Raw genomic sequence first — 25,025 nt, 5'->3', positions numbered from 1 at the left:
CATCTTAAAAATTTCGAAAGAAGGTGTAGGTATGGGGATTGGAATCTGGGCATTATTAGTATTTATTGGCATCATTATTTTTTGGAATCTAGTACTAAAACGTAATATTGCAGAAGCAATGCTTGCAGGCTTTCTTGCAACTTCTATGTTTGGTGGTACAAAATTCTTTGATTTAATATGGAGTGGTCTCCTCTTTGCTGGTACAAATGATGTTTTGTATGCGTCTGTCGCGTTTGTGTTTATGGCGTATGTCATTGATCATACTGCCATCATTGCCAGTTTGGTGAAAATATTGAATTCTTTGCTTGGGCGGCTCCCTGGTGGGGCTGCATATGTTGATACAATCGCATCTGCAGTAATGGGAACGCTTGCAGGATCGAACTCGGGAAATACAGCTACGACAGGTTCCATTACAGCACCGTGGATGGTGAAATCCAATTTCACCCGGGAACGAGCAGCTACCATTGTAGCCGGCAATGGCGGTCTTGGTGCAGCATTACCTCCTAGTGCATCGATGTTCATCATGCTTGGGTTCGCTCCCATTGCAGCTGTTGTATCAGAGGGTGACTTATATGTAGCCCTGTTTATTTCAGGAATTTATCAAGTTATTTATCGTGTGTTTCTCATCATGTATTTTGTTAAACGTGACAATATTAAAGCGATTTCACCGGAGTTTATTCAGCCGCTGAAAGAAGCGATGAGGACAGGCTGGAAGTCAACATTGATTTTCTTTGGAGCATTAATTCCGATTGTCGTCACGATCGGCCCCTTTGCCGAACGTTTTATGGCAAATCCAAATATCGGGGAAGACGCAATGGAGAGCATCTCACTTATCACGTGGATACCGATTTTAATCATTTTGATCAGCGTGATGGTCGGGTGGACAAGGTTACCAAAAACAGCAGTGGGCTGGTCTGATTTTTTAAATAAAGCTATTCCTCGCTTTTCAACGATCGGCGCTTTGCTTGTGTTCGCATATGCGTCAAGCCAAGTACTGACAGATCTCGGTCTTCCTGAAGATTTAACAACTGTAATGGAGTCTATCTCCATTTCTAAGTGGCTAATGGTACTGTTTATTTCGCTCCTTGTTGCACTCGTTGCCGGTCCATTGTCATCAACAGCTACTTTAACGGCCATTGGTATGGTTGCTTTTGCGGCAATGGTGTCAGCGGGGGTTGATCCTTTGCTTGCAGTAGTAGCAATTCTCGTTTTTGCATCCACAGAAGGTGCATCGCCTCCGGCTTCCGGATCGATCTTTATTGCGGCCTCGCTTGCAGGTGCCAGTCCTGAAAAGACATTCGTCCCGTTAGTTGTCTATTATGTGGTTCCAATTTTATTGATCGGTTATTTGATTGCAATGGGTTTCTTGCCAGTCCTAGTCTAAAGGAGAGTGGAAAAAATGAGAAAAATTATCGCCTTTTTATTTAAAACCTGTCTTTTGTTGTTTTTAATCGGTGGGACGTGTCTTGTCTTCGGGCAGCTGGCTGGTGTCCTGTTTCAAAAAGGTGATTTGATTGTGAAATCTTGGGAAGTGTTTGCGAATCCAACCTTCATGATCAGTGCGATTGCTGGTATTTTCGGTTTCATTCTCGGCTATTTCCCTAAAGAAAAAGTGGCTGAAGAGGATGTATATTCTTCAGATGAATTCAGTGATGAATTAGAACATGTTCGCTAACTAAAGCAGGCAGACGAATCCAACTGGGTCCGTCTGCTTTTCCAATTTAATGTATGATAAAAGGGAAGGGTTGGGGATGATGTGACGAAAAGAAAAACGATAACGAAACATTTTGTTTTTATATGCACGGCGTTGTTTATGGTGAGTATTGCCGGAAGCAGACCGCTTATCCCGCTTTATGCAGATGAACTTGGGGCAAGTCATGCTGAAATTGGCGTCATTGTCGCTTTATTTTCTTTTTTTCCATTGTTTTTATCAATTCAATCGGGAAAAATAATTGACTTGATCGGCGTGAAAGGACCACTAATTGCAAGTATTTTGTTCGGTATTTTATCTATGGTCATTCTAAGTGTTTTTCATAATTTAATTGGCGTGTACATTTCACAAATCTTCGCCGGTCTCGCGCAACTTGTGTTTGTCTTGTCGATGCAGGCTTTTTCAGGTCAATTTCCAAAAAGTAAACTGCGTGAGTATTATATTACGGTATTCAGTATTGCTGTTGCGGCGGGGAGTTTTGCCGGACCACTCCTTTCAGGTTTCTTAACTGATTCGATCGGTTATCGTTCCGCTTTTTTAACATTAATTTTCGTGTTAGTGGGAATGCTGCCATTATCTTTATTCTTTTCAGGGAAAAAAGCGATGTCGATCCAGGATAAAAGAAATGAAGGGAAGTCATTTCAATTGCTGCGGCTTCCTGATTTACGAAAAGCAGTGCTGGTCAGTTCCGTAGGGCTATTGGCAAAAGATATGTATATTGCCTTTTTTCCTTTGCTTGCAGCAGAAAGTGGTTTACCTGCTTCTGTGATTGGTGTAATTATTGCTCTCAATGCAGGAGCGGGGATGTTTATTCGGAGCTTTTTACCATGGGTTTCCCAGAACTTAAAGAGGGATGTAATCATTACGATTTCGATTCTCGTCTCCGGGGCTGTTTATATGTTGAATCCGCTGTCCAATCATGTCCTCTGGCTGAGTATTTTATCCATCATTCTCGGGTTTTGTACGGGAATTTGTCAGCCTTTATCGATCTTTGCAACGATTATTGCTCTGCCTAAAGAGCGTGTAGCAGAAGGGCTGGGGCTTCGTTTAACGTTTAATAAATTGACTCAGATTATTGGTCCGCTTTCATTAGGATCGTTATCTTCTGTAGTTGGGATGTCTGGTATCTTTTATGCGTGCGGAGTCATCATTTTGATGGGTTCTTTTCATCCGGACAAGTTTCTTTTTTACAAGAAAGAAAAATCGTGATAATATTTTCTCAAATGAAACACGGTGGAAAATTTACTACAAAAACCACCTGTCTGGAGAGATGATATGGAAAATCCGATCGTGAAATTACAGCAAAAGATTGGCGAATTAACAGAAACGCAGCGAAGAGTGGCCGACTATATTATTAAACATCCACTTGATGTAGCCTTCTTGACGGTAGATCAACTTGCAGGTGTAGTAAAAACAAGTACGACAACGATCATGCGGCTAACATTTAACCTTGGCTATTCAGGTTATACTGAATTTCAAAAAGGACTTCAAGAAAATTTGAGGAACCAGGCTGCTCCTCAGACAAGACTTGAAGCAAATATAAAAGGAATTGATGAGGACGATCTTTGGGGTCGATATGCAGAAAAACAGATTGGCAATATTCAAAACACGATTGATATGATTTCGCATGAGACGCTCGAACATACGCAAAAAATGATATTGTCGGCTAACCGGATTATTTGTACGAGTGTCAGGAGCGGGCTGCCAGTTGCGCAATACTTAACTCATGGATTAAATCGACTCTTTGGCAATACTAGCCTTGTTGTGGCTGATGTAAGTGATTGGGTAGATAGTGTTGTCAATATGGATGAAAATGATTTAATGATTGCTATCACCTTCCCGCGTTATGCGCGGAGAATTATTGATTTTGCCCGGACAGCGAAAATGAATGGGGTAAAAATTATTTCCATTACTGATAGTTATTCATCCCCACTTGCGTCACATTCAGACTTAGTATTGCCATGTAACTCAAGCAGTATCGCTTTTCATAATTCGGCTGTCTCATCAATGTTTGTTGCAGATTATATTATCAGTGCTCTTGCCATTAATTATCCCGAACAAACAAAAAAACGTCTTGATAAGGTAAATGCAATTTTGACGGATATGAATTATCACTCAGTGGATTAATGTAATCCATGTTAGATTTTATTACTTAAAATAATAAATGTAAGAAAAAATATAAAAAATAACGTTAGATAATCTTACTGAAATGCATACAAAGAATTTTTCATCCTGTATTGTTAAAGTATCAAAAGCAAAGGGGCTGTTAAAATGAAAAAATCTGAGGTAGGATTCCTTACATTTATTATTTTAACAATAAAAATTGCATTTACTTACTAAGTGAACGTAAAAATCGCACTTATACGTTTATTCGTTTAACGATAATAGAAAGCAGGCTGTCTCAAAACAGAAGTGTCTGATTCCACAATCACCATTATATCTGAAATTAAGATTGTAAGAATTCTCAGTTATAGTGATTGTTGCAAAGGTCAGACCCATTTGAGACAGCCTGTTTTTGTTAAATTTCAAAAAGCATTGACAGTACATATCCACTCTGATAAATTATTTTATAATAATAAATTCGATGAAGAGAAGAGTAAGATAGCACCCCTGAACTAAAGAGAAACCAACAATTGGTGAGAGTTGGTGTTAGGAGCTTTCTGAAAGTCATCTCTGAGATGCGAGACTGAAATGAGTAAGTTTTGACGGGTTTTCCGCCGTTATAACGGAATGCGTATGTTCGTACGCAGATTGAGAGCCGCAGTTTTTTTACAATGCTGCGGAATTAGGGTGGTATCGCGAGTACAGGCTCGTCCCTTCATATGGGGGCGGGCTTTTTATTATACGTTAAAAATATAAATTTGCAGCGCAGGAGAAAATTCGACGTAGGGGCAAATTTTAAGAATGAAGTATAAGTGCAACTAGGCAGTCGCACTGCGCCTAAAGGCTTGGCGCCAGCCAAGTTTTCTTTATGTGAAAATACTAAGAGGAGAGAGTATATTGTGAAGAAGCTGGATACTTTATTAATTGGACTTATGTTATTTTCAATGTTTTTTGGAGCAGGCAATTTAATCTTTCCTCCCTTTTTGGGAGCTGAGTCAGGGACATCTTTTTGGTCTGCCATCATAGGCTTTATAATCACAGGGGTTGGTTTGCCGTTTGCGGTTTTGCTTGCTGTTTCTTTAGTCCCTGGAGGGGTGCAAACAATTGGAAATCGCGTTCATCCTATTTTTAGCGTTGTTTTTATGGTTGTGATTTATTTAAGTATCGGACCTTTTTTAGCGATACCGCGAAACGCAAATGTGGCATTTGAAATGGGAATCAAGCCGTTTTTACATGAATCAATCAGTTCATCACTGATTTTACTTCTCTTTACTGTGATATTTTTCCTTCTTGTCTATGTTGTTAGCTTAAATCCAGCCAAAATGGAAAAATACATGAGTCGCTGGATTACACCAATCCTCTTGCTCGCGATGGTGATACTATGTGTTGCGGGTTTTATGAAATTAGATGAGCCTTTGCAAATGCCAACAGAGCAATACGAGACAGGTGCGTTTTCAAAAGGCTTTATCGAGGGGTACAACACAATGGATGCTCTTGCTGCTTTAGCATTTGGGATTGTCATTCTCACATCCATTCAGCAAAGAGGAATTTCAGAAAGAAAGCAATTAACAAACTATACGCTTAAGGCAGGGTTGATTGCAGGTGGGTTGCTGTCATTAGTCTATATTACTCTAGGATTAATTGGTGGAAAGATGGCTGGAAATGGACAATTTGAAAATGGGACTGATATTCTTTCAGCAGTCGCAACCCTCTTATTTGGCCAAAGCGGGAATATTCTATTAGGTTTCATTTTCACCCTTGCCTGTTTTACAACCGTTGTCGGTCTTACGACAGCTTGCGGACAATATTTTTCAAAGTTGCTGCCAAAAATAAGCTACAAAATGGTTGTTTTGATCATTACGCTGATAGGCTTCACACTATCAAATCTAGGACTAAATCAAATATTGAAATTTTCAGTCCCGTTTCTTGTTACCGCCTATCCATTAACAATCGTGTTAATTACCCTTACCTTATTTCATCGCTTCTTTAAAAATACAAAAAGAGTTTATGGAAGTGCGGTCCTCTTTACAGCTATATTTGCAGTAATCGGAGGACTAAAAACATTCGGGTTAGATTTAGGTGTGGTTCAAAGTTTACTGGAAATCCTTCCATTCTCATCAGCTGGATTAGAATGGATTGTACCGGCAATTGTTGGGGGATGTGTTGGAGTAGCAATAAGCAGCCTTGATAAAAATTCACATACACTAAAGAACTCCAATTCAATTTAAAAAATAGAAGGAAGCATACTGTCTTGGGACGGTTGCTTCCTTTTTTAGTGGCAAAAAGAGGATTTAGTAAACGTTACTTTTATTAAATTGTAGGAGAAAAGATGAAAAAATGCTTTTGAAAGCGTATTCTCTCTGGTATAGTATAAAGTAGGACATAAGTAAACTTTACTAAAAAGCATGGTGATAGGATGGCGACAATAAAAGACATAGCGAATGAAGCAGGGGTGTCGACTGCAACAGTATCAAGAATATTAAATAATGATGCAACATTATCTGTCGGAGATGACACGAGGAAAAGAGTACTGGAAGTTGCACAATTATTAAATTACAAGCCGACAAGAAAGAGAAATACAAAAAAGACAGAAATTGAAAATTATACGATTGGGATTGTTTCATCAGTTACTCAGGAGGAGGAGGTACATGACCCATATTTCATGTCGATCCGCTTAGGAGTTGAAATGGGCTGTGAAAGCCTTCCATTAACGATAAAAAGTGTCATTAGACCAGGGAATGAATCTTCTTTCGATGTGCTGAAGGAATTGGATGGCGTGATTGTGATTGGTGGAATTTACCCGGAATCTTTAAGCGAGCTTTATCATCATAATCAAAATATTGTTTATATTAACAATTTAGCTGTCAAAGGAAATTATGATATCGTGGCTTCTGGTTATGATTGGGCAACAGAAGAGGCATTGGAATATTTATTGAATCTCAAGCATTCAGACATCGGCTTTTTGGGCGGAAAAGATTATTTTTCTAGACTACAGGATAAGCAGGTTCTCTACGATACTGAGGATATTAGAAAGGCCGCCTTTGAAAGTTTTATGAGAAAAAGAGGGCTTTATAATCCTGATAATATTTATATCGGCGACTGGGGAGCCAACGGCGGCTATCTGTTGATGAAACAAGCGATTGACAAAGGGAATTTGCCGACCGCTTTTGTCATCTCAAGTGATCCAATGGCAATAGGAGCGATGAGAGCACTTTATGAAGCGGGAATAAAGGTGCCGCAGGATGTTTCGATCATAGCCTTTAATGATATAGAGGCAGCAAAATTTTTAAATCCACCGCTTACTACTGTGAAAATTCATGCAGATGAAATGGGAAAAACAGCAGCAAAACTTTTGTATGACCGGATAAAAGGCAGATCCATCCCGATAAAAGCTATTCTCGGGACAGAGCTGGTCATTCGCGACAGCTGTCAGCGTAGAGAAGATTCATAAAACAGAGGGGGGATAGCCCTCTGCTGTTTTATGACAAAATGTTGCAGGACAGAAGAAGTTGTAGTGGAATAATTTTTTTTACTTCCGACTAAAAAACACATTGACTTCTAATTTCACTATTATATAATATGGTTATAGCAAGTTAACCGCTTAACCGGAGGCAATATGAAACAGAAAATTACAATTCGAGAAGTAGCAAAACACGCTGGTGTCTCATCTGCAACGGTATCTTATGTGCTCAATGGAGTAAATAAAGTATCAGATGAAACGAAAGAAAGAGTGTTGCAAGCGATTGAAGAGCTGAATTATCAGCCTGATTTCACAGCAATCAGCCTTTCTAAGAGAAAATCGAATATGATCGGTATTATCATGCCGTTAGTAAACGATTCTCTTTCACCAATCTTTAAGGAAAATCATTACTTTAGTGAGCTTCTTAGCGGAGTAGAATATGTATGTCGTAAAAATGGCTACGATTTTCTTATCTCTGGAATCTCAAAGCCGGAAGAATGCAAAAACTGGGTCATGAAGCGCAACTTAGATGCACTTATCGTGTTAGGGAAGTTTCCCCTAAAAGTATTCAAAGAAATGAAAACGTTATCTACACCATTGGTTTTTGTTGATTCATTCGAGGAGTATGCGAATCTTTACCATAATATCCGCATTAATGATGAACATGGAGGATATTTGGGAACGAAGCACTTAATCGAATTAGGACATGAAAAAATATGTTTTATTCCTAATGGAAAAGTAGACTGTGATGTGGATGGGCAAAGGTTCCTTGGCTTTAAACGCGCACTAGCTGAGGCCGATATCCCCTTTCATTCAGAGATGGTCATTGAGGGAAGAGCCAATTCCTTTGAAAAAGGCTATCAAATTGGAAAAGAAATTGCACATGACCAACAGATGACAGGCCTTTTTACTTCATCAGATATTACGGCGCTAGGAATTATGAAATCGCTTAACGATCATGGAAAAAGAGTCCCAGAGGATATTTCAATTGTCGGTTTTGATGATTTAATGATTAGCCGCTATTCATCACCAAGCTTAACAACGATTCGCCAAGATGTTTTTCGTAAAGGAGCTGTTTCAGCAGAAACGGCCATTAACGTTATTGAAAATAAAGGGCTGGAGCCGGAACAAATTATGCTTCCTGTTGAACTTGTAGTACGAAGCTCTACAGGTACCATTTAAGGAGGTGAGTTCATCTAATCACATCGCACAGTTGTTAACTGGAATACTATGAACAAAATTAATAGATTAGGGTGGATAACAATGACAAAAGTAACGGTATGGAATGAAAATAGACATGAACAAAAAAATCAAGTAGTTAGAGAGATTTATCCAGCAGGAATTCACGGAGCGATTGCCGAATTTTTACAAGCGGATAACTATGAAGTGAAAACAGCAACACTTGATGAGCCAGAGCATGGCTTGACTGAAGAGGTATTAAATCATACAGATGTGTTAGTTTGGTGGGGCCATTTGGCACATCACGAGGTTTCCGATGAAATCGTTGAAAGAGTGCAGCAGCGGGTGCTTGATGGAATGGGATTAATTGTTCTTCACTCCGGTCATTTTTCAAAAATCTTTAAAAGATTAATGGGTACAAGCTGTGATCTAAAATGGCGTGAAGCTGATGACAAGGAGCGCATTTGGGTAGTAGATCCAAGCCATCCAATTGCTGAAGGTATTGGCGAATACATTGAGATTGAGAAAGAAGAAATGTATGGCGAACACTTTGATATCCCAGCTCCAGATGAGTTGATTTTTACAAGCTGGTTTGAAGGCGGAGAAATATTCCGCAGCGGCTGTGTGTTCAAACGTGGAAATGGAAAAATTTTCTACTTCCGTCCAGGGCATGAAACATACCCAACTTATCATAATGAGCAAGTACAACAAGTTATCAAAAATGCAGTGAAATATGTGAAACCAGTGGATCGCAAGCGTCCCGTATATGGAAATGCGAAGCCGCTTGAAGCAATTGCAGTGAAATAAGAAAAGCGCAAGCGCCTTGCTCAGCCTAGGGCAAATAAGACGCTCATGAATGGAAGTCGTTCTTTGACTTCTATTCATGAGTGGCTAGACCCTAGAGGGGCTAGGCGCTGGAGCTAGACACCAAAACTAAGTAAAAATTTATACTTTCTGCTTATCTTTAAAAAACATAAATGATAAAGCGGCTGTCTTAACCTTTTGAGACAGCCGCTACATAAAACGGGAGGAGTTTTAACAATGGCTAAATTACGAATCGGTGTTATTGGATGTGGAAGTATTGCACAGTATCGCCATCTACCAGAATATGCGGCAAACAAAGAGGTTGAGATTGTAGCGGTATGTGATATCGTAGAAGATCGTGTGAAGGAAATTGCTGAAAAATATAATGCGAAAGCTTACACAGATTACAAAGAACTCATCCAAAGCGGTCAAGTGGATGCGATTAGTGTATGTACACCGAACTATTTACACGCTCCAATCTCCATTGAAGGATTAAATAATGGCTTACATGTTTTATGTGAAAAACCAATGGCTACTTCACAAGAAGAAGCAGATGCCATGATCGAAGCGGCAAATAAAAGCGGCAAAACATTAATGATTGGCCACAACCAACGTTTTGTACGCTCACATCAAATTGCCCGTCAATTAATTGAAAGTGGTGCGATTGGTAAGATCTACAGCTTTAGAACAGCATTTGGACACCCTGGTCCTGAAGGCTGGAGCATTGACGGCAAGGATAGCTGGTTCTTTGAAAAGGAAAAAGCATATATCGGTGCAATGGGTGACTTAGGTGTTCATAAAACAGATTTACTTCGCTATTTACTTGGAGAAGAAATTGTTGAGGTTGGTGCCTTTATTGAAACATCAGCGAAGGACTTTGCAGATGTCGATGATACAGCTGTTTGTGCATTGAAAACAGAAAGCGGAATCATTGGTACCCTTGCAGCGAGCTGGTCTTATACAGCAAAAGAAGACAATTCAACGATCATCTATGGTGAAAAAGGAATCCTTCGTCTAGAAGACAATCCGACTTATTCTTTAGTAGCTCAATATACGAATGGGGAAGTTGTTAATTATCAGCTTGGCAAAATTCAATCAAATGAAGAAGGCGGCCAAAATACTACACATGTCATTGACCATTTCGTATCGTCTATTGCAAACAATACTAAGCCGTTAATCTGTGGTGAAGAAGGAATGAAATCATTGGCTGTTATTCTCGCAGCCATCAAGTCAAATGATACTAAAACCATCGCAAAGGTATTTGAGTGATCAAGCATGAATAAATTGCGTATCGGATTGATCGGTGTGGGAGGGATTGCGCAAGGACGCCATATCCCTGCCTTTCAATCTCTTAAAGACAGCTGTGTGATTACTGCAGTAAGTGATGTAAATAACGAAAGAGCACAGGAAGTAGCGGCTAAGTATCAAATAGACAATGTATATGAAAACTACCAAGATATGTTAGATCACGTGGATGCAGTTTGTATTTGTACACCAAATAAATTTCATGCCGAAATTACGATTGCTGCATTAGAGGCAGGTGTACATGTTTTATGTGAAAAACCAATGGCTTTATCTTCAGATGAATGCCAGCAAATGCTTGAGGCATCAAAACGAGCGAATAAGGTGCTGGCCATTGCCTACCACTATCGTTTTATGAAAGCCTCTCAAGCAGCAAAGCAATTCATGCAAGAGGTTGGTACACCGCTTGTTACGAGAGTCCAAGCATTACGTAGAAGAAAAGTGCCTGGCTGGGGTGTATTTACAAATAAATCCCTTCAAGGCGGTGGAAGTTTAATAGATTATGGCTGCCATTTGCTAGATTTAGCGATTTGGTTGATGGGAAGTCCAAAGCATATTTCTGTAAACGGCAGTGCGTATAACGCGCTAAGTAAAACACCAAACAGTGTGAATCAATGGGGGACATTCGATCATGAAACATTTGATGTGGATGATCATGTAACAGCTTATATTAAGTTTGAAAATGGTGCATCACTTTTACTGGAATCATCATGGGCAGCCAATATTTTAGATGACAAAGAGCATGTCAGCATTTCCGGTACAGAAGGCGGGATCAGTGTGTTTCCGTTGGAGCTCTATACCGCGAAAAATGGAATGCTACTTAATACGCAAGCACCATGGGTGTCCGGTGAGGACGATCCGGGTGTTGCACAAGCGAAAAACTTTATTGATGCCTGCATGGGAAATGCTGAGCTTGTCGTTAAACCGGAGGAAGCATTACAGGTATCACAAATCATTGATGAAATCTATTATTCAGCTGAAGCTGGTAAATAAGAGGAGGAGTTCTTATGAAATTAGGCGTATTTACAGTTCTTTTTAATGATAAATCTTTTGAAGAAATGTTAGATCGAGTAAAAGCTTCAGGACTTCATGCAGTTGAAATCGGTACGGGCGGTTATCCTGGAAATTCACATTGTGATGTAGATGCTTTACTTGAGAGTGAAGAAAAGCGTAATGAATTTGTCGCTAAAATTAAAGAACGCGACCTAATCATTAGTGCATTCAGCTGCCACGGAAACCCAATCTCACCGGATAAAGAAATGGCACAAGACCATCATGAAACATTATTAAAAACCATTAAACTTGCATCTCTATTAAATGTACCTGTTGTCAATACATTCTCAGGTACACCTGGTGATCATGAGGATGGAAAATATCCGAACTGGCCTGTTACTCCTTGGCCGAATGAATATGGTGATGTGTTAAAGTGGCAATGGGAGGAAAAATTAATTCCATATTGGAAAGAAGTTGGCCAATATGCACAAGAGCATAATGTGAAAATTGGTTTAGAATTACATGGCGGCTTTTTAGTTCACACTCCTTACACATTGCTAAAACTGCGCGCGGCAACATGTGATGCAATTGGTGCAAACCTTGACCCAAGTCATCTTTGGTGGCAAGGCATTGACCCAGTAGCTGCTATCAAAATTTTAGGTAAGGCAAATGCAATTCACCACTTCCACGCAAAAGATACGTATATCGATCAAGACAATGTGAACATGTATGGTTTAACAGATATGCAGCCATATGGAGAAGTACAAACAAGAGCATGGACATTTCGATCTGTTGGTTGCGGTCACAGCCTAACAGAGTGGAATGATATCATGAGTGCATTACGTACATATAACTATGATTACGTAGTGAGCATTGAGCATGAAGATCCAATCATGTCGATTGATGAAGGATTTGATCGCGCTGTGACAAATCTAAAAACAGTATTAATAAATGAATCTCCGTCACAAATGTGGTGGGTATAAGCTTGATAAAGCCTCTTTCTTTAGGGAAGGGGCTTTTCATTTTGTGTTTTTAAACAAACGTTTGATTAAGAAAAAAGAATGAATCATAATTTGTCGCTGAAGTTCATTATTTGGAGAATGGTGATTATTTCTGGGGAAATATGTTGAAAGGAGGAAATGTGGGAAGAAGAATTATTTTGCTTTTATCTTAATTTAGCTGTAGTATAATGGTTGACTTTTGCTATGGCAGTTTTCGTAAAGGTTTTTGTTTTTGAATACTATTTTAACTCTATAGTGGAATGGAGCGGAAGACACTTGTCTTCTGCGGGAAGTAGAGGAAAGGCTGAGACCCCGCAGACTCGCCGAGGAGGCACAGCTTCCTCCCCGGCGAGTCTTGTGTCTGAAGCGTAATGGAACGAACTAATTTTCACTTTTAACTGCATTAAAAAACAACATAGTATTCGAAAACAGCCTTTTCTATAAAAACATAATAATACTCTAATAGGTTTAAGCCGCTTAAATAATGATTGAATTTTTGTTAGGTAAAGGAGATTGCACTTTATGACACAAACGAATTTTTTAAAGGATGTAAAGCCATTTATTCAAACGAACTGGGACAAGGCCGATTTTAAAGAACCGACTGCCATCCAGGTTAAAGCGATTCCCGCTATAGTAGAAGGCAAGGATGTGATTGCAGAGTCTCCTACAGGAACAGGGAAAACTCTCGCATATGTCTTGCCGATGCTAAATAAAATCGATTCGCAAAAGAAAAATGCCCAAGTAGTGATTCTTGCTCCATCAAGAGAGCTTGTGATGCAAATCTTTGATGAAATAAAAAAATGGTCAGAGGGGAGCGAAATAACAAGTGCTTCTTTTATCGGCGGAGCAAATATTAAACGACAGGTTGAAAAGCTAAAAAAGAGTCCTCAAGTCATTGTCGGAACTCCAGGAAGAGTTCAAGAATTGATTAAAATGAAAAAGTTAAAAATGCATGAGGTAAAATCCATCGTTTTGGATGAAGGGGACCAGCTTTTAACGCCTGAGCATAAAAATACGATCAAAGAAATCATTAAATCAACGTTAAATGAACGCCAGGTTGTGCTGTTTTCGGCAACTTTAAATGAAAGCACGGAATCAAGGGCGAGAGATTTAATGAAACAAAATCCAGAGCTTATCAAGGTTGCTTTAAATGAGGTCCCAATCGGTGATGTTCAGCATGTGTATCTTGTTTGTGAACAAAGAGAAAAAGCAAAGCTGCTTGAGAGACTAGCCAAAACAGTTAAAATGAAAGCTTTAGGATTTGTCAAAGATATTGGCAATCTGGATGTACTTGCAGAAAAATTGGAGTACGAAGGGGTTGATTTCTATTTATTGCATAGTGATACAAAAAAAGAAGAGAGAGAAGCGGCACTTAAAAGCTTAAGATCTGATCACCAAGGGCTGCTCCTTGCGACAGATGTGGCTGCCAGAGGGTTGGACATCGCTAATCTTACCCATGTCATCCATTATGACCTACCGATAAGCACGTCCCAATATGTTCACCGATCAGGAAGAACCGGAAGACAAGGTGCTTCAGGTACAGTTGTCTCCCTTGTAACGGAACGGGAAGAAAGAGAATTAAAGAAAATAGCAAAAGAATTAAACATCACATTGAAAAAGAATAGATTATATAAAGGTGAGTTAAACGAAGTGTAAACCGTAAGGCATAGTAAAGCACGCCGCTAAAACCTGAGCAGCGTGCTTTTTTCTTTGTTTAGGAAATTATAAAATTCATTGAACTGTGGATAAGCACTGCGACATCCAGCTCCAGCGCCTATCGCCTAACAAACTTCAGATCATCTCCCTACGATAAGTCAACATCGGTTCGCTTCGCTTACCGTGTTTCCTTTATCTCAGTCGATGCTCCTCCAGTTTGTACGGCGATGACCAAGGCGCTTGCGCTTTTGTTCGTGATGTCGGATCTAAGTTGTACTAATACTTTATGTTGCTTTCTCCATTGTTATTCATGATCTCAGAAAGAACTAATCATCCAATTCCATTCGGATATACTTACGTGTATTTGGACCATAAATCCCATCATCAGCCAAAGCTCTGTACATCGATTGGAAACGTCTAACGGCATCTTCAGTTTTAGGGCCGTAAATTCCATCAATAGCTCCAGGATTAAAATTGATTTGTTTTAAGGCTCTCTGTATTTGCTTAACAGCATCGCCTTGATCTCCCCGGCGATAAATCCCTGTAGGCAGAGGGAAATCTGTGGATGATACTCTTTGATGGTTAACCTCTTGAAGCTTATTTAATGTAATTGGTCCAACTAAGCCATCCACTGCAAGATGATAATCTCTTTGGAATTTCATAACGGCATTTTCCGTTTCTTCTCCAAAAATTCCATCGGCTCCATAGCGTGGAAGTCTGTAGCCTGCTTTGATTAATTCTTGTTGAATATCACGAACAAATGGGCCAGAATCTCCTTCGCCAATAGGCAATTTTACTCTGACACTTCCTACTTCGGAAGCTGGCGGCTTTGATATCCGCGGCGGAGAAGGGGCAGATCCGTTAAAATGACGGAGCGCTTCTTCAACATCATCAATAAACATCGACCATGAAATTCCGTACGTTCTTAATATGTTAATTGGATCTGTGCGCCTTGCAGGATCAAGTGTTGCGTGTGCAATAATATGAGAATTTGGATTAAGGTTGAATTTGTCACATAAATAAGCATGATACCAAACATAGCGATTATAAGCTTCTTGAAAGTTAATTTTACCGCCATGGCATAATTCTACGCCAATCGCTGCATCGTTAGCATTAGCCCCGTATCGTCTATTGTCACCTGTTACACTTGAGCGGACATGCCAAGCCTTTTCGTTTAACGGTATGATCTCAAGAATATATTTATCATCAATAAAGGTGTGTGCAGAAGCAGAAGGTTGCTGAGTATTGAAGTAGTTGCGGTTACCATAAGCAGTAGAGCCTGGATTGCCAGTATCATGACTAACAATAAAACGTACAGTTCCAATACTTTGTCCAGAGCGGGAATTACCGGTTCGAATATAATCTCGTGTGATCTCGTACGCCAACTATAAACACCCCTGTCTTTATTTGAATACAAACCAATACGTACTCAGTATATGAACACAGAGGAAAAGTTGTGATAGAAAATATTTATGCACATTATCCACAGATTTGTGGATAAATAGTCTATGTGAACCGGATAACTATGTGGATAACTAAATAGCAATATAAAGAGATATTAACAAGTTGTTAACATTATTCACAACTTTACAATTGATTTATCCACAACACGTAAGGGGGTTATCCACAAAAAGGAGTGGATATCCACTCCTTTTTGGGTTTTCTATTTTTTTTGTTGATGTTGATTGGCAGCATTTGCTCTCGCTTGTGCTTCCAAATCTGCTTGGTCAGCTAATTCACGAGAGAATTCCTCGTCAACACCGTCTCTTTTAAGATTTTTCGGAGTTTGTGGAAGTGATGATGAATTTTTATCACGAGCTTGATGTTTATGCTTATGTCCACGACCCATAAAAAAAGCCCTCCTTTTTTTGAACAAGCTGTTCAAGATTAGGATGGCTTTTTTTATGAATTTCATGTTGGAAGTTAGTGTTTCGATTTACTTATGTATCCACCAGCACGGTCAGCCATTTTAAACTCTCTTGAATAGGTTACTTCCTGCATGCTGGAAAGCGTTTGTTTTGTTTTGTCCCTCTTCTTTTTATCAGCTGCCACTGTCATCATCCTTCCAAATTATAGTCTTCAGAATAAGTTTTGACAAAGGAGGGAAGAAGCATTCGTCTTTAACAAAAAAAACAGGTGAATTTCACCTGTTTTTTATTAAGCTTCCTTAAGCTGATGCTCATCAGCTTCTAAAGAATGATGGTATGTGTAGAATGTATATAAATCTTTCGTAATTTCGAATAAATTGAATAAATCTTCGCCATTATTGATTTGTTCCAGGAGACTTGCTCTTGTTTCATTTGCGTTCACAACATAAGGCAGCTTCTGTGCCGCTTTTGTTGAACGTACATTTTGTTTGCGAATTCGCAAAAAGATCGTTTCAATATCTAATTCATAAAATAATTCATGGAAAAAAGCATCTTTAGCAAGCTTATTATATCCTTTTCCGTGGTAAGGCTTGCCTAACCAGGTGCCTAAAAAACCAGCTTTATCTTGAATATCAAACAAACTAATGGTGCCTATTGGAGAACCCCATTCATCTAAAATGGTACGTGAAATCAATTCACCTCGTTCTTCAGCTTCAATGGTTTGTTTTGTTAAAAATAGATATTCTTCAAACGAACTTGCCTTTTGACGCACAAATGGGAAGACATCAGGGTGAACTATGTGTTCATAAAGTGCATGGCTGTCATGAATATCACGTTTTTTTAGCATTGGGATCCCTCCAATATGAGGGCAGACTCCACGTGATATGGCCATCTCCACCCTCGAAATTTTTTTAATAATAATACAACAAAAAATTTCGGGGTGGGAATCGAACCCACTAGAACCAGTAAACCTGGTGGCGCACCATTTGCCTTCCCATTACTAGATTTAATTTTAATTTATATTCTTCATGAAGTATAATACGTTAAATTTCGTGAAAAAGATACTCTTTTTTGTCGAATTTCAAAAAAAAGTTATTTATCCTAGTATAATTGTTTATTTTCTATTATTCCTACCATTTTTGTGAATTTAACACTGAAATAATTGATTGATTTAACGCGTTGAACAGCTATAGAAAAAGATCGTTTTTTTCTTTTTGCGGTGCATGAAAAGGGGGAGGTGAAAATAATTGTAATATATCTTTATGGGAGTATTTTCCTAGGTTTTATGGACGATTCTTCCGTCTATCATCGTAAATTGCGGTTTTGCAAGATAATGGAAGGGATGATAATTCCAAACAACCAAATCAGCATCTTTTCCAACCTCGATACTTCCAAGGCGGTCATCAATTCTTAAGTTGCGAGCAGCAGCGATCGTAATCCCTTCCAACGCTTTTTGGGCATCAAAGCCTTCTCTTACTGCAATAGCGGCACATACGTTTAAATACTGAATCGGAGTGTAGGGATGATCAGTTGTAATTGAAACTTCCACACCCCTTTCCGTTAAGGCTTGATAGGTTAACCAGCTTTTATTTTTTAGTTCAACTTTAGATCTTCGCGTTAAAGTCGGCCCAATGCAAACCTTCGCTTTTTTGCCGATAAATTCATCTGCAATTAGATGACCTTCTGTGCAATGTTCAATCCGGTAATCTAGTTCAAATTCTTCAGCAAAGCGGATTCCGCTAATAATATCATCTGCACGGTGGGCATGAATACGAACAGGAATTTCCCGGCGCAGCGCCTTTTTAATCGGAATAAGGCGAAAATCTTCAATCTCATCCCCGTATTTGGCTTTGTAGAAGGCCTCCCGAAGCATGCCCATTATCCCCATTCTTGTAATTGACTCATTATTTCCATTACTGTGAATCCGCTTCGGATTTTCACCCAATGCAATCTTTAAGCCTGCCATTTCTTGAATAATCATGTTCGAAATATTGGTCCCATATGTTTTAATGACCGATGTCGTCCCGCCAATGACATTCGCACTTCCTGGCATAACATGAACGGTCGTGATTCCATATTTAATCGCATCCATAAAAGCAGGATCTAGCGGATGAACACCATCCAGCGCCCTAATGTGCGGAGTCAGCGGCTCAATCGTTTCATTCGCATCATTCCCTGCCCAGCCCGTACCCTCATCATATAACCCCAAATGGGTATGAACATCAATAAAGCCAGGAAATAAAAACTTGTCCTTGCAATTTATCACCTCAGTATTCTCGGAAGCTGCGAGATCCCTGCCAATTGCCGCAATCTTCCCATCCCTCACAAGAACATCTGTCTCATACAAAACAACAGAAGTAACTGGATAAACCGTCGCCTGTTTAAAAAGTATTGGATTCATAAAGCTTTCTCCATTCCATGAATGTAAACGTTTTATTTTTATGCGGGGAGAATTCCCCTTATTGATATTATACTCGTTTTTTTGGATTATGTTTTTGGTGGTTGAAATTATTTGAGGGAGATTGGGATGGAATGGGAAGGTCGCTGAAAATAGGGGCGCTGAAAAAAAGGAGTGTGCGCTGAAAAGAAAGTGAAAGTCGCTGAAAAAAGCTCAGGAAACGCTGAAAAAGAGGATAGTCGCTGATTTCTTATAAATCACACGGCAAATTTCAATTTCTTCTTAATCAATTCTACGATAAATAATCGGGAAGCTAGAGAATTTTTAAATGTTTCTTCTCACGATGTGATGAAAAGAATTCTTCAGTCAATGAATTTGGAGGCGTCTGGAAATACAAAAGGGAGAACATATAAACTGAGCATTGAAGTGTTGAATAGTCATTTGAAAAAATCAAAAGAAGTCAGCTATCTATCATTGATATTCGATAAATCCCCCAATCCTCCCGTTCATGATAAAATATAACTATTACAACTACTTAAATCAGCAGCAAAGAGGTGAAAAAATGTCAATCATCACAAAAATCTCCTCCCAAAAGCAAACCGATGATCGGTTCAATATATTTTTAGATGAAAAATTCGCATTCAGTGTAGATCAGGATGTATTAATCCGATTCAATCTCAAAAAAGGGAAAGAGCTCGATGAGTTCGATATCCTTGAAATCCAATACGGTGATGAGGTGAAAAAGGCCTACAATAAAGCGCTCGAATTTTTGAGTTATCGAATGCGTTCTGTTAAGGAAGTGGAGGACCATCTGCGGAAAAAAGACATTCAAGATCCAGTTATTCAAGAGGTTATTCTAAAGTTAAAAGAAAATAAATATGTCGATGATTTAGAATTTGCTACGGCTTTTGTTCGAACACAGTGGCAAACAAATGGAAAAGGGCCAAGTGTTGTAAAACGTGAGCTTGCAGGTAAAGGGGTTGAACAAGGGATCATTGATCAGGCGCTTACGCAATATGATCAGTCCTCACAGATTGAAGAAGCGGTTAACCATGCTGAAAAGCTTTTGAAGAAAAATAACCAGCTTTCTACCGTGCAGTTGAAGCAAAAATTAGAGCAGCATTTACTGAGAAAAGGCTTTTCTTATGATATCATTTCAATTGCCTTAGAAGATGTTCAGTTTGAGCAGGATGAATCAGAGGAATGGGCTGCACTGCAAAAACATGCGGAGAAAGGCAAGAAAAAATACCAAAAGGAAGAGCCTTATCAATATAAGATGAAAATGAAGCAATTTTTATATCGAAAAGGGTTTTCGGTTGAATTGATTGAAAGGTATCTTGATAAAGAAGGGGTAAACGACATTGACTGTGAATAATAAGCGTTATAGTGAGATGACTGAATATGAATTAAAAAGTGAAATTGCAACCTTGAAGGAGAAGGCGAGAAAGGCAGAACAGCTTGGGATTGTGAATGAGTTTGCTGTGTTAGAGCGGAAAATTACGATGGCAAAGTCATATTTATTAGATCCTCGTGATTATAAGCCTGATGAGATTTATGAAATAGAGGGTGCGCCTGGAGAATCGTTTAAAATTAATTATATGAATGGTATTTTTGCTTGGGGTTATCGTTTATCAACTCCAAATGTTGAGGAGGCATTGCCAATATCTATGCTAATTAAGGACTGACAAGCTATAGGAGCTGCCAGTCCAAATGAAAGTTAAGATTGTTTCCTTGTTTGTCTTTTGAGAATGATGAGGTCTTGAGTTAGCATGGTTTCACCATTAACCTGAGAGTGAGCATGCTTTGGGTTGGCCCATGGCTGATGATATGGATTAGAATAGATATTGTCATAAAATCTTTTCTTTGTACCCATTTTTAGGCACCTCCACAAGTTTGTGATTGCGTATTAAGAGTAAGGGTTTTCGCGTTTGCCTGAAGCTCTCATCCGTTCTTGTGGATGAGTGTTAATTGTCCCATCTGCTCTTTTCGAAGCATATTCAGCTTTAGCTCTAGGTTCTCCTTCAAACTTGTTGTTGCTCAAATTAGGAAAGCCTGCTTCTTTGTTGCGCAACACAATCCCCTCCAAGTCATCATTCATTTGCTTCTTTAAAAAGAAGCGTACTTATAGTATGGGTGCATCGGTAAAGAATATTAGTAACGATTCCTTCCTAGAGGTGAGAAAAATGGAAATATACTTTGAACGATTAACAAATGAATTATTAAGTAAAAATAATAGCCTTTCCTATGCACAGGCAAGAACCTGGATTGAACTGTTATGGGAGGATTTTGAATCAACACAAGCAAAAGCGGGGAGAAAATATCGAGGGAAAGAGATGACAGAGCAAGTCGTTAGACAATTAATTACGAATTACGGGGATAAGCTGCATGAATTTATTGCGACAAACCCAAAATATCGTCACTTGCTAAACAATGACGACTATTTAAAGCATTAATTAAACGTTTGTTTAACATATATGAGGCTGTCTCAAGTTTTGAGACAGCCTCATATTATTCAGGTATCAGCTCGAGTTTTTTACGAAGTTTTTCCTCACTGAAGATCCAACCAGTATAGGAGCTGACAATGTTTAGCTCCAGATCTAACTGAACGATCGCCACAAATGGATAGTATCCTTTGCTGCGGTAGCGGAGGTCGATAAATCGTACCTCGTAATGATCGGAATATTCCTCGACTTCCCAGCGATACACAGGTGAAAATGACAGGAATGCTGAAATATTATCATCTTCTTCTGCAGCACGGATGACATCTGTTTGCGGGACGGGCACTCTTTCAAATTCATCAAGGAAATTAATTTCTCCATCAATTGATCTTGCCACATAAAATCTTGTCTTCGTCATAATGGCGATATGCCACTGACGGAATCTCATCGTTGGTGAGATAATGACTTGTTCAATATCTGGGACAAGCTTATGGAGACGGTGTATAATATTCTTTTGCATGACATACCGAATCAGGTAATAGCCGATCAGGATAAGATACAAGGTTAAAAACGTATAACCAGGATGGGCACCAATTAACCAAATGGCAATGGCCATTAAATGGGACACAAAGATAAATGGATCGAATGTATTAATTAAGCCTAAAGCGATCCATTTCTTTGTAAAGGGTCTTAATGCTTGGGTGCCATAGGCATTAAAAATGTCAACAAATACATGAACGACAATTGCTAATAGTGTCCAAAGCCATAGATGAAGTAAATTGCTTTCAGGGATAAAGATGGTAATCATCCCGGTTATTAAAGCCGACCAGATAAAAAGAGCTGGTATAGAATGAGTAATTCCCCGGTGATTTCGTATATATTTAGCATTGTTTCTTAGTTTTAAAATTGTATCTAGGTCAGGCGCTTGGGAACCAATTAGCGTGCCCAGCAACACGGCATGGGCTGTTGGATTATCAACCCCTACAATTGGATCAAGTGTTGCCAATCCACCTAATGCAATTCCCATCACGACATGTGTTCCAGTATCCAATAAAATGAACCTCCTTGTTTTTTTACACTTTAAGAGGGAGTATAAATTGCCAGCGCAGAAAGAAATTCAACGCAGCGGCCAATTTTAAGTACAAAGTATAAACGCAACTACTCATCACGCTTCGCCTTTCAGCTCGCAAGTGAGCGAGTTTTCTTTAAAAGAAAATATTAACAGCCAGCGCCTAGCCTCTTGAGGTCATATGCTGATCAAAGGTGCTTGCGCATTTCTTTTGAGTTAGTTAATACAATGACTTTATATGTAAGCATATTGTCCAATGTGTGCAATTCTCTTTCATTTTAATCATCAAGTCTTTATTAATTATTGCTCTTGTACTATCTTAGATAAAGTGATTTATTATTTATTTTCCCAAATTGCATGAAAATTAACATCCGGAGGAAAATCAACATGGATAACGAGTTGAAAAATAAGCTGCAAAGCTTTCCAATACTTGAATTTCAACAGGATTTGATTTCCTGGTATTTAGCAGAAAAAAGGGATTTGCCGTGGCGAAAAGACCAAGACCCGTATAAAGTCTGGGTTTCGGAAATCATGCTGCAGCAAACAAGAGTTGATACGGTTATTCCTTATTTTACTTCATTTATTAAAAAATTTCCTTCTATAGAAGCGCTGGCGGATGCAAATGAAGAAGAGGTATTAAAAGCGTGGGAAGGGCTAGGCTATTATTCAAGAGTGCGAAATCTTCAAGCAGCAGTAAAAGAGGTGAAGGAGAGCTATGGTGGTGTGGTGCCGAATTCTCCAACTGAAATATCGAAGTTAAAAGGGGTGGGACCCTATACGAAGGGTGCGATTTTAAGTATTGCCTATAATATTCCGGAGCCTGCTGTGGATGGAAATGTGATGAGGGTGCTTTCGCGAATTTTATCAATATGGGAAGATATCGCAAAGCCAAAAACACGGAAAATTTTTGAAGAGGCAACCTATGAGCTTATTTCAAAGGAGGATCCATCATCATTTAATCAGGCCCTTATGGAGCTTGGGGCATTAATTTGCACACCTACCTCACCTTCGTGTCTCTTATGTCCAGTGCAAGAGCATTGCGCTGCTTTTGAAGAGGGAGTTCAAGCAGAGCTGCCTGTTAAAAGCAAGAAAAAGAAGCCGAAACCTAAGCAAATGGCTGCGGCTGTCTTATATGATTTGAATGGAAACCTTTATATTCATAAACGCCCGGCAACAGGATTGCTTGCAAATTTGTGGGAATATCCGAATACTGAAATTGATGCTTCCTTAGGAAAAACGTATCGTGAACAGCTTTCTGATTATCTAATGAATGAATATCATGTGATGGTGGAGCTCTCGGAACTAGCCGGAACGGTTGAACATGTATTTTCCCATATCATTTGGAATATCTCTATTTTTATTGGAGAAGTCAAAAACACTCCGAATGACAACCTTGTTGCAGTTTCAGCAGAAGAACTGAATAAATACGCTTTTCCGGTTTCCCATCAGAAAATCTTGCAGATTTATAAGCAAATTAATGGAGATCAATCATACTGAATTCTCGTGCCTTGCGTATAAGTAGCTTCTTTTCGGTTTAGACCGCCGCGGGATTCAATTTCTTGAACAATTTCTCGATGAATCGTTTGTCCTTCAGCATTTAAGTATGGGACAACCTGTTGAAGCGAGTGGTGGAAATAGGCAAGCTCTTCATCCTTCCACTCCTTCTTTGACATCATCGATAATTCAGTCATATCACGACCAACGTACATGGATATCCTCCTCTCTAAGTTTTAGGATCAATAGAACTTTTCATATAGTATCTGATACAATAAATTCATCTATTCTTTTGTTTACATATAAGGAGCTGACAAAATGAGCCAAGAAAATAAAGTAGCGTTAGTAACAGGAAGCAGCCGCGGAATAGGAAGGGCGGTTGCGATTCGTTTAGCAGAGAAAGGCTATAATATTGTGGTAAACTATGCCCGCAGTAAAACGGCGGCATTAGAGGTAGTAAAGGAAATTGAACAACTTGGTGTAAAGGCCATTGCGATTAAGGCCAATGTTGGAAAGGTTGAAAAAATAAAAGAGCTTTTTACACAAATAGATGAGCAGTTTGGAAGACTGGATCTATTTGTGAATAATGCAGCTTCAGGTGTGCAAAAGCCGGCCATGGAGCTTGAAGAAAGCCATTGGGATTGGACGATGAACATCAACAGCAAAGCACTGCTATTCTGTGCGCAGGAAGCGGCAAAGCTAATGGAGAGAAATGGCGGCGGTTATATCGTCAGCACAAGCTCGCTTGGATCGATCAGGTACCTTGAAAATTATACAACGGTTGGAGTGTCAAAGGCTGCACTTGAAGCACTTACGAGATATTTAGCGGTTGAATTGGCACCGAAAAATATTATTGTTAATGCTGTGTCAGGTGGAGCAGTAGACACGGATGCCCTTAAGCATTTCCCTAATCGTGAAGAGCTGCTTGAGGACGCCAAAAAGAATACGCCAGCCGGAAGAATGGTTGAGATCGAAGACATGGTCAATGCGATTGAGTTTCTATTGTCTGAAAAAGCATCGATGGTTAGAGGGCAAACTTTGATTGTAGATGGAGGCCGTTCACTTCTCGTTTAATTTCTTGAAGATTTTTTTGTTTTTTTGGATATAATCCGAACCTTTGGGACAATCTAATTGTCGTGGAGGTGATATAAAATGGCACAAAACAATAAACAAGCTGGTAAAACTGCAGCTGGAACTAACATCCAACAAGTAAAACAACAAAACGCTCAATCAGCGCAAGGTGCAGCGGGTGCAGCTCAATTCGGAACTGAATTCGCTAGTGAAACGAACGCACAACAAGTAAGACAACAAAACCAACAAGCTGAAGCTAGAAAGAACCAAAACTCTTAATAGCTAATGCAAAAGACACCCCTCCGTTTATGGAGCGGTGTCTTTTTTTGGGAGATAAGAAATTTTGTACTTAGTTTTGGTGTCTAGCTCCAGCGCCTAGCCCCTCTAGGGTCTAGCCGCAAGAATTGAAGACAAAGAACGTCTTCTATTCATTTGCGTCTTATTTGCCCTAGGCTGAGCAAGGCGCTTGCGCATTTCT

The 25,025-nt window shown here is 39.3% G+C and carries 27 protein-coding genes, 1 pseudogene and 1 other annotated feature; of the genes and pseudogenes, 18 read left to right on the top strand and 10 right to left on the bottom strand.

Going from position 1 to position 25,025, the window contains the following annotated elements:
• The first annotated feature begins 31 nt into the window (after positions 1-31).
• From Q1B07_RS21170 to Q1B07_RS21115, 12 genes are all read left to right on the top strand, one after another.
• Entirely contained in the window at positions 32-1,384 is a 1,353-nt protein-coding gene (locus tag Q1B07_RS21170) for a TRAP transporter large permease subunit (RefSeq protein WP_299093859.1), read from the top strand.
• 15 nt (positions 1,385-1,399) lie between these two features.
• Positions 1,400-1,675, top strand: a complete 276-nt coding sequence (locus tag Q1B07_RS21165; protein ID WP_299093858.1) for a hypothetical protein — start codon at positions 1,400-1,402, stop codon at positions 1,673-1,675.
• An 81-nt stretch (positions 1,676-1,756) separates the two neighbouring features.
• Entirely contained in the window at positions 1,757-2,920 is a 1,164-nt protein-coding gene (locus Q1B07_RS21160) for an MFS transporter (RefSeq protein ID WP_299093856.1), read from the top strand.
• Positions 2,921-2,986: 66 nt separating this feature from the next.
• Entirely contained in the window at positions 2,987-3,838 is an 852-nt protein-coding gene (locus tag Q1B07_RS21155) for a MurR/RpiR family transcriptional regulator (RefSeq protein ID WP_299093855.1), read from the top strand.
• 448 nt (positions 3,839-4,286) lie between these two features.
• Positions 4,287-4,532: a binding site (T-box leader), on the top strand.
• A 181-nt stretch (positions 4,533-4,713) separates the two neighbouring features.
• Positions 4,714-6,042 (top strand): branched-chain amino acid transport system II carrier protein, encoded by a 1,329-nt coding sequence (gene brnQ, locus Q1B07_RS21150; protein WP_299093854.1) that lies wholly within the window; start codon positions 4,714-4,716, stop codon positions 6,040-6,042.
• Positions 6,043-6,230: 188 nt separating this feature from the next.
• On the top strand, positions 6,231-7,265 hold the full coding sequence (locus Q1B07_RS21145) for a LacI family DNA-binding transcriptional regulator (RefSeq protein ID WP_299093853.1): 1,035 nt from the start codon (positions 6,231-6,233) through the stop codon (positions 7,263-7,265).
• 165 nt (positions 7,266-7,430) lie between these two features.
• Entirely contained in the window at positions 7,431-8,456 is a 1,026-nt protein-coding gene (locus Q1B07_RS21140; RefSeq protein WP_299093852.1) for a LacI family DNA-binding transcriptional regulator, read from the top strand.
• An 81-nt stretch (positions 8,457-8,537) separates the two neighbouring features.
• Positions 8,538-9,260, top strand: coding sequence for a ThuA domain-containing protein (locus Q1B07_RS21135; RefSeq protein ID WP_299093851.1), 723 nt, complete (start codon positions 8,538-8,540; stop codon positions 9,258-9,260).
• A 234-nt stretch (positions 9,261-9,494) separates the two neighbouring features.
• Positions 9,495-10,526: a Gfo/Idh/MocA family oxidoreductase gene (locus Q1B07_RS21130; protein ID WP_299093849.1), complete on the top strand. Its 1,032-nt coding sequence runs from the start codon at positions 9,495-9,497 to the stop codon at positions 10,524-10,526.
• A gap of 6 nt (positions 10,527-10,532) precedes the next feature.
• A complete protein-coding gene (locus Q1B07_RS21125; protein WP_299093848.1) occupies positions 10,533-11,552 on the top strand; it encodes a Gfo/Idh/MocA family oxidoreductase in 1,020 nt (339 codons plus the stop codon).
• A gap of 14 nt (positions 11,553-11,566) precedes the next feature.
• Positions 11,567-12,535, top strand: coding sequence for a sugar phosphate isomerase/epimerase (locus tag Q1B07_RS21120; protein ID WP_299093847.1), 969 nt, complete (start codon positions 11,567-11,569; stop codon positions 12,533-12,535).
• A gap of 540 nt (positions 12,536-13,075) precedes the next feature.
• Positions 13,076-14,209 (top strand): DEAD/DEAH box helicase, encoded by a 1,134-nt coding sequence (locus tag Q1B07_RS21115; RefSeq protein ID WP_299093846.1) that lies wholly within the window; start codon positions 13,076-13,078, stop codon positions 14,207-14,209.
• Between the two features lie 326 nt (positions 14,210-14,535).
• On the opposite strand, the gene Q1B07_RS21110 is transcribed toward Q1B07_RS21115, so the two are convergent.
• The 6 genes and pseudogenes from Q1B07_RS21110 to Q1B07_RS21085 form a co-directional block, all read right to left on the bottom strand.
• On the bottom strand, positions 14,536-15,111 hold the full coding sequence (locus Q1B07_RS21110; protein ID WP_299093867.1) for a peptidoglycan-binding protein: 576 nt from the start codon (positions 15,109-15,111) through the stop codon (positions 14,536-14,538).
• Positions 15,094-15,594, bottom strand: a pseudogene (locus Q1B07_RS21105) (peptidoglycan recognition family protein); the annotation flags it as partial. The pseudogene Q1B07_RS21105 and the gene Q1B07_RS21110, both read right to left, overlap by 18 nt.
• 278 nt (positions 15,595-15,872) lie before the next feature.
• Positions 15,873-16,058 carry a YfhD family protein gene (locus Q1B07_RS21100; RefSeq protein ID WP_299093845.1) on the bottom strand — a complete coding sequence of 62 codons (186 nt, stop codon included), beginning with the start codon at positions 16,056-16,058 and terminating at the stop codon, positions 15,873-15,875.
• Positions 16,059-16,132: 74 nt separating this feature from the next.
• Positions 16,133-16,267 carry a YfhE family protein gene (locus Q1B07_RS21095; RefSeq protein ID WP_299093844.1) on the bottom strand — a complete coding sequence of 45 codons (135 nt, stop codon included), beginning with the start codon at positions 16,265-16,267 and terminating at the stop codon, positions 16,133-16,135.
• Between the two features lie 99 nt (positions 16,268-16,366).
• A complete protein-coding gene (locus Q1B07_RS21090; RefSeq protein WP_299093842.1) occupies positions 16,367-16,924 on the bottom strand; it encodes a GNAT family protein in 558 nt (185 codons plus the stop codon).
• A gap of 429 nt (positions 16,925-17,353) precedes the next feature.
• Entirely contained in the window at positions 17,354-18,478 is a 1,125-nt protein-coding gene (locus Q1B07_RS21085) for an amidohydrolase (RefSeq protein ID WP_299093841.1), read from the bottom strand.
• Between the two features lie 559 nt (positions 18,479-19,037).
• On the opposite strand from Q1B07_RS21085, the gene recX reads away from it, so the two are divergent.
• Together recX and Q1B07_RS21075 are read left to right on the top strand one after the other, a co-directional pair.
• Positions 19,038-19,850, top strand: a complete 813-nt coding sequence (gene recX, locus Q1B07_RS21080) for a recombination regulator RecX (RefSeq protein WP_299093840.1) — start codon at positions 19,038-19,040, stop codon at positions 19,848-19,850.
• Positions 19,843-20,160: a YfhH family protein gene (locus Q1B07_RS21075; RefSeq protein ID WP_299093866.1), complete on the top strand. Its 318-nt coding sequence runs from the start codon at positions 19,843-19,845 to the stop codon at positions 20,158-20,160. The genes recX and Q1B07_RS21075 overlap by 8 nt, the downstream gene beginning before the upstream one ends.
• Before the next feature lie 32 nt (positions 20,161-20,192).
• Here Q1B07_RS21075 and Q1B07_RS21070 read toward each other — a convergent pair whose 3' ends face one another.
• Positions 20,193-20,348 carry a YpzG family protein gene (locus Q1B07_RS21070; RefSeq protein ID WP_299093839.1) on the bottom strand — a complete coding sequence of 52 codons (156 nt, stop codon included), beginning with the start codon at positions 20,346-20,348 and terminating at the stop codon, positions 20,193-20,195.
• A 33-nt stretch (positions 20,349-20,381) separates the two neighbouring features.
• Positions 20,382-20,546 (bottom strand): small, acid-soluble spore protein K, encoded by a 165-nt coding sequence (locus Q1B07_RS21065; protein ID WP_299093838.1) that lies wholly within the window; start codon positions 20,544-20,546, stop codon positions 20,382-20,384.
• A 112-nt stretch (positions 20,547-20,658) separates the two neighbouring features.
• Here Q1B07_RS21065 and Q1B07_RS21060 point away from each other — a divergent pair, with 112 nt between their 5' ends.
• Complete coding sequence (locus Q1B07_RS21060; RefSeq protein WP_299093837.1) at positions 20,659-20,928, top strand: YfhJ family protein; 270 nt, start codon at positions 20,659-20,661, stop codon at positions 20,926-20,928.
• A 55-nt stretch (positions 20,929-20,983) separates the two neighbouring features.
• Here Q1B07_RS21060 and Q1B07_RS21055 read toward each other — a convergent pair whose 3' ends face one another.
• The gene (locus Q1B07_RS21055) at positions 20,984-21,964 is read right to left on the bottom strand and encodes a metal-dependent hydrolase (protein ID WP_299093836.1); all 981 of its coding nucleotides are present in this window, start codon (positions 21,962-21,964) and stop codon (positions 20,984-20,986) included.
• Between the two features lie 405 nt (positions 21,965-22,369).
• Here Q1B07_RS21055 and mutY point away from each other — a divergent pair, with 405 nt between their 5' ends.
• Positions 22,370-23,479: an A/G-specific adenine glycosylase gene (mutY, locus tag Q1B07_RS21050; RefSeq protein WP_299093835.1), complete on the top strand. Its 1,110-nt coding sequence runs from the start codon at positions 22,370-22,372 to the stop codon at positions 23,477-23,479.
• Here mutY and Q1B07_RS21045 read toward each other — a convergent pair.
• Entirely contained in the window at positions 23,467-23,691 is a 225-nt protein-coding gene (locus tag Q1B07_RS21045) for a cytosolic protein (protein WP_299093834.1), read from the bottom strand. The genes mutY and Q1B07_RS21045 overlap by 13 nt on opposite strands.
• A gap of 103 nt (positions 23,692-23,794) precedes the next feature.
• On the opposite strand from Q1B07_RS21045, the gene fabL reads away from it, so the two are divergent.
• Both fabL and Q1B07_RS21035 read left to right on the top strand, forming a co-directional pair.
• Positions 23,795-24,550 (top strand): enoyl-[acyl-carrier-protein] reductase FabL, encoded by a 756-nt coding sequence (fabL, locus tag Q1B07_RS21040; RefSeq protein WP_299093833.1) that lies wholly within the window; start codon positions 23,795-23,797, stop codon positions 24,548-24,550.
• A gap of 78 nt (positions 24,551-24,628) precedes the next feature.
• Entirely contained in the window at positions 24,629-24,826 is a 198-nt protein-coding gene (locus Q1B07_RS21035) for a gamma-type small acid-soluble spore protein (RefSeq protein ID WP_299093832.1), read from the top strand.
• The last annotated feature ends 199 nt before the right edge of the window (positions 24,827-25,025 follow it).

Source organism: uncultured Metabacillus sp. (assembly GCF_947503125.1).
Classification (GTDB): Bacteria; Bacillota; Bacilli; order Bacillales; family Bacillaceae; genus Metabacillus.
Note: the sequence above shows the minus strand (reverse complement) of the source record. Positions and strands in the feature narration are given on the sequence as shown.

Bases quoted from the DNA above. Each gene is read 5' to 3' on its own strand.
- Q1B07_RS21170 (WP_299093859.1), top strand. From the start codon at position 32: ATGGGGATTGGAATCTGGGCATTATTAGTATTTATTGGCATCATTATT.
- Q1B07_RS21165 (WP_299093858.1), top strand. From the start codon at position 1,400: ATGAGAAAAATTATCGCCTTTTTATTTAAAACCTGTCTTTTGTTGTTT.
- Q1B07_RS21155 (WP_299093855.1), top strand. From the start codon at position 2,987: ATGGAAAATCCGATCGTGAAATTACAGCAAAAGATTGGCGAATTAACA.
- Q1B07_RS21145 (WP_299093853.1), top strand. From the start codon at position 6,231: ATGGCGACAATAAAAGACATAGCGAATGAAGCAGGGGTGTCGACTGCA.
- Q1B07_RS21140 (WP_299093852.1), top strand. From the start codon at position 7,431: ATGAAACAGAAAATTACAATTCGAGAAGTAGCAAAACACGCTGGTGTC.
- Q1B07_RS21135 (WP_299093851.1), top strand. From the start codon at position 8,538: ATGACAAAAGTAACGGTATGGAATGAAAATAGACATGAACAAAAAAAT.
- Q1B07_RS21130 (WP_299093849.1), top strand. From the start codon at position 9,495: ATGGCTAAATTACGAATCGGTGTTATTGGATGTGGAAGTATTGCACAG.
- Q1B07_RS21125 (WP_299093848.1), top strand. From the start codon at position 10,533: ATGAATAAATTGCGTATCGGATTGATCGGTGTGGGAGGGATTGCGCAA.
- Q1B07_RS21120 (WP_299093847.1), top strand. From the start codon at position 11,567: ATGAAATTAGGCGTATTTACAGTTCTTTTTAATGATAAATCTTTTGAA.
- Q1B07_RS21115 (WP_299093846.1), top strand. From the start codon at position 13,076: ATGACACAAACGAATTTTTTAAAGGATGTAAAGCCATTTATTCAAACG.
- Q1B07_RS21110 (WP_299093867.1), bottom strand. From the start codon at position 15,111: ATGTTTATTGATGATGTTGAAGAAGCGCTCCGTCATTTTAACGGATCT.
- Q1B07_RS21100 (WP_299093845.1), bottom strand. From the start codon at position 16,058: ATGGGTCGTGGACATAAGCATAAACATCAAGCTCGTGATAAAAATTCA.
- Q1B07_RS21095 (WP_299093844.1), bottom strand. From the start codon at position 16,267: ATGACAGTGGCAGCTGATAAAAAGAAGAGGGACAAAACAAAACAAACG.
- Q1B07_RS21090 (WP_299093842.1), bottom strand. From the start codon at position 16,924: ATGCTAAAAAAACGTGATATTCATGACAGCCATGCACTTTATGAACAC.
- Q1B07_RS21085 (WP_299093841.1), bottom strand. From the start codon at position 18,478: ATGAATCCAATACTTTTTAAACAGGCGACGGTTTATCCAGTTACTTCT.
- recX (WP_299093840.1), top strand. From the start codon at position 19,038: ATGTCAATCATCACAAAAATCTCCTCCCAAAAGCAAACCGATGATCGG.
- Q1B07_RS21070 (WP_299093839.1), bottom strand. From the start codon at position 20,348: ATGGGTACAAAGAAAAGATTTTATGACAATATCTATTCTAATCCATAT.
- Q1B07_RS21060 (WP_299093837.1), top strand. From the start codon at position 20,659: ATGGAAATATACTTTGAACGATTAACAAATGAATTATTAAGTAAAAAT.
- mutY (WP_299093835.1), top strand. From the start codon at position 22,370: ATGGATAACGAGTTGAAAAATAAGCTGCAAAGCTTTCCAATACTTGAA.
- Q1B07_RS21045 (WP_299093834.1), bottom strand. From the start codon at position 23,691: ATGTACGTTGGTCGTGATATGACTGAATTATCGATGATGTCAAAGAAG.
- fabL (WP_299093833.1), top strand. From the start codon at position 23,795: ATGAGCCAAGAAAATAAAGTAGCGTTAGTAACAGGAAGCAGCCGCGGA.
- Q1B07_RS21035 (WP_299093832.1), top strand. From the start codon at position 24,629: ATGGCACAAAACAATAAACAAGCTGGTAAAACTGCAGCTGGAACTAAC.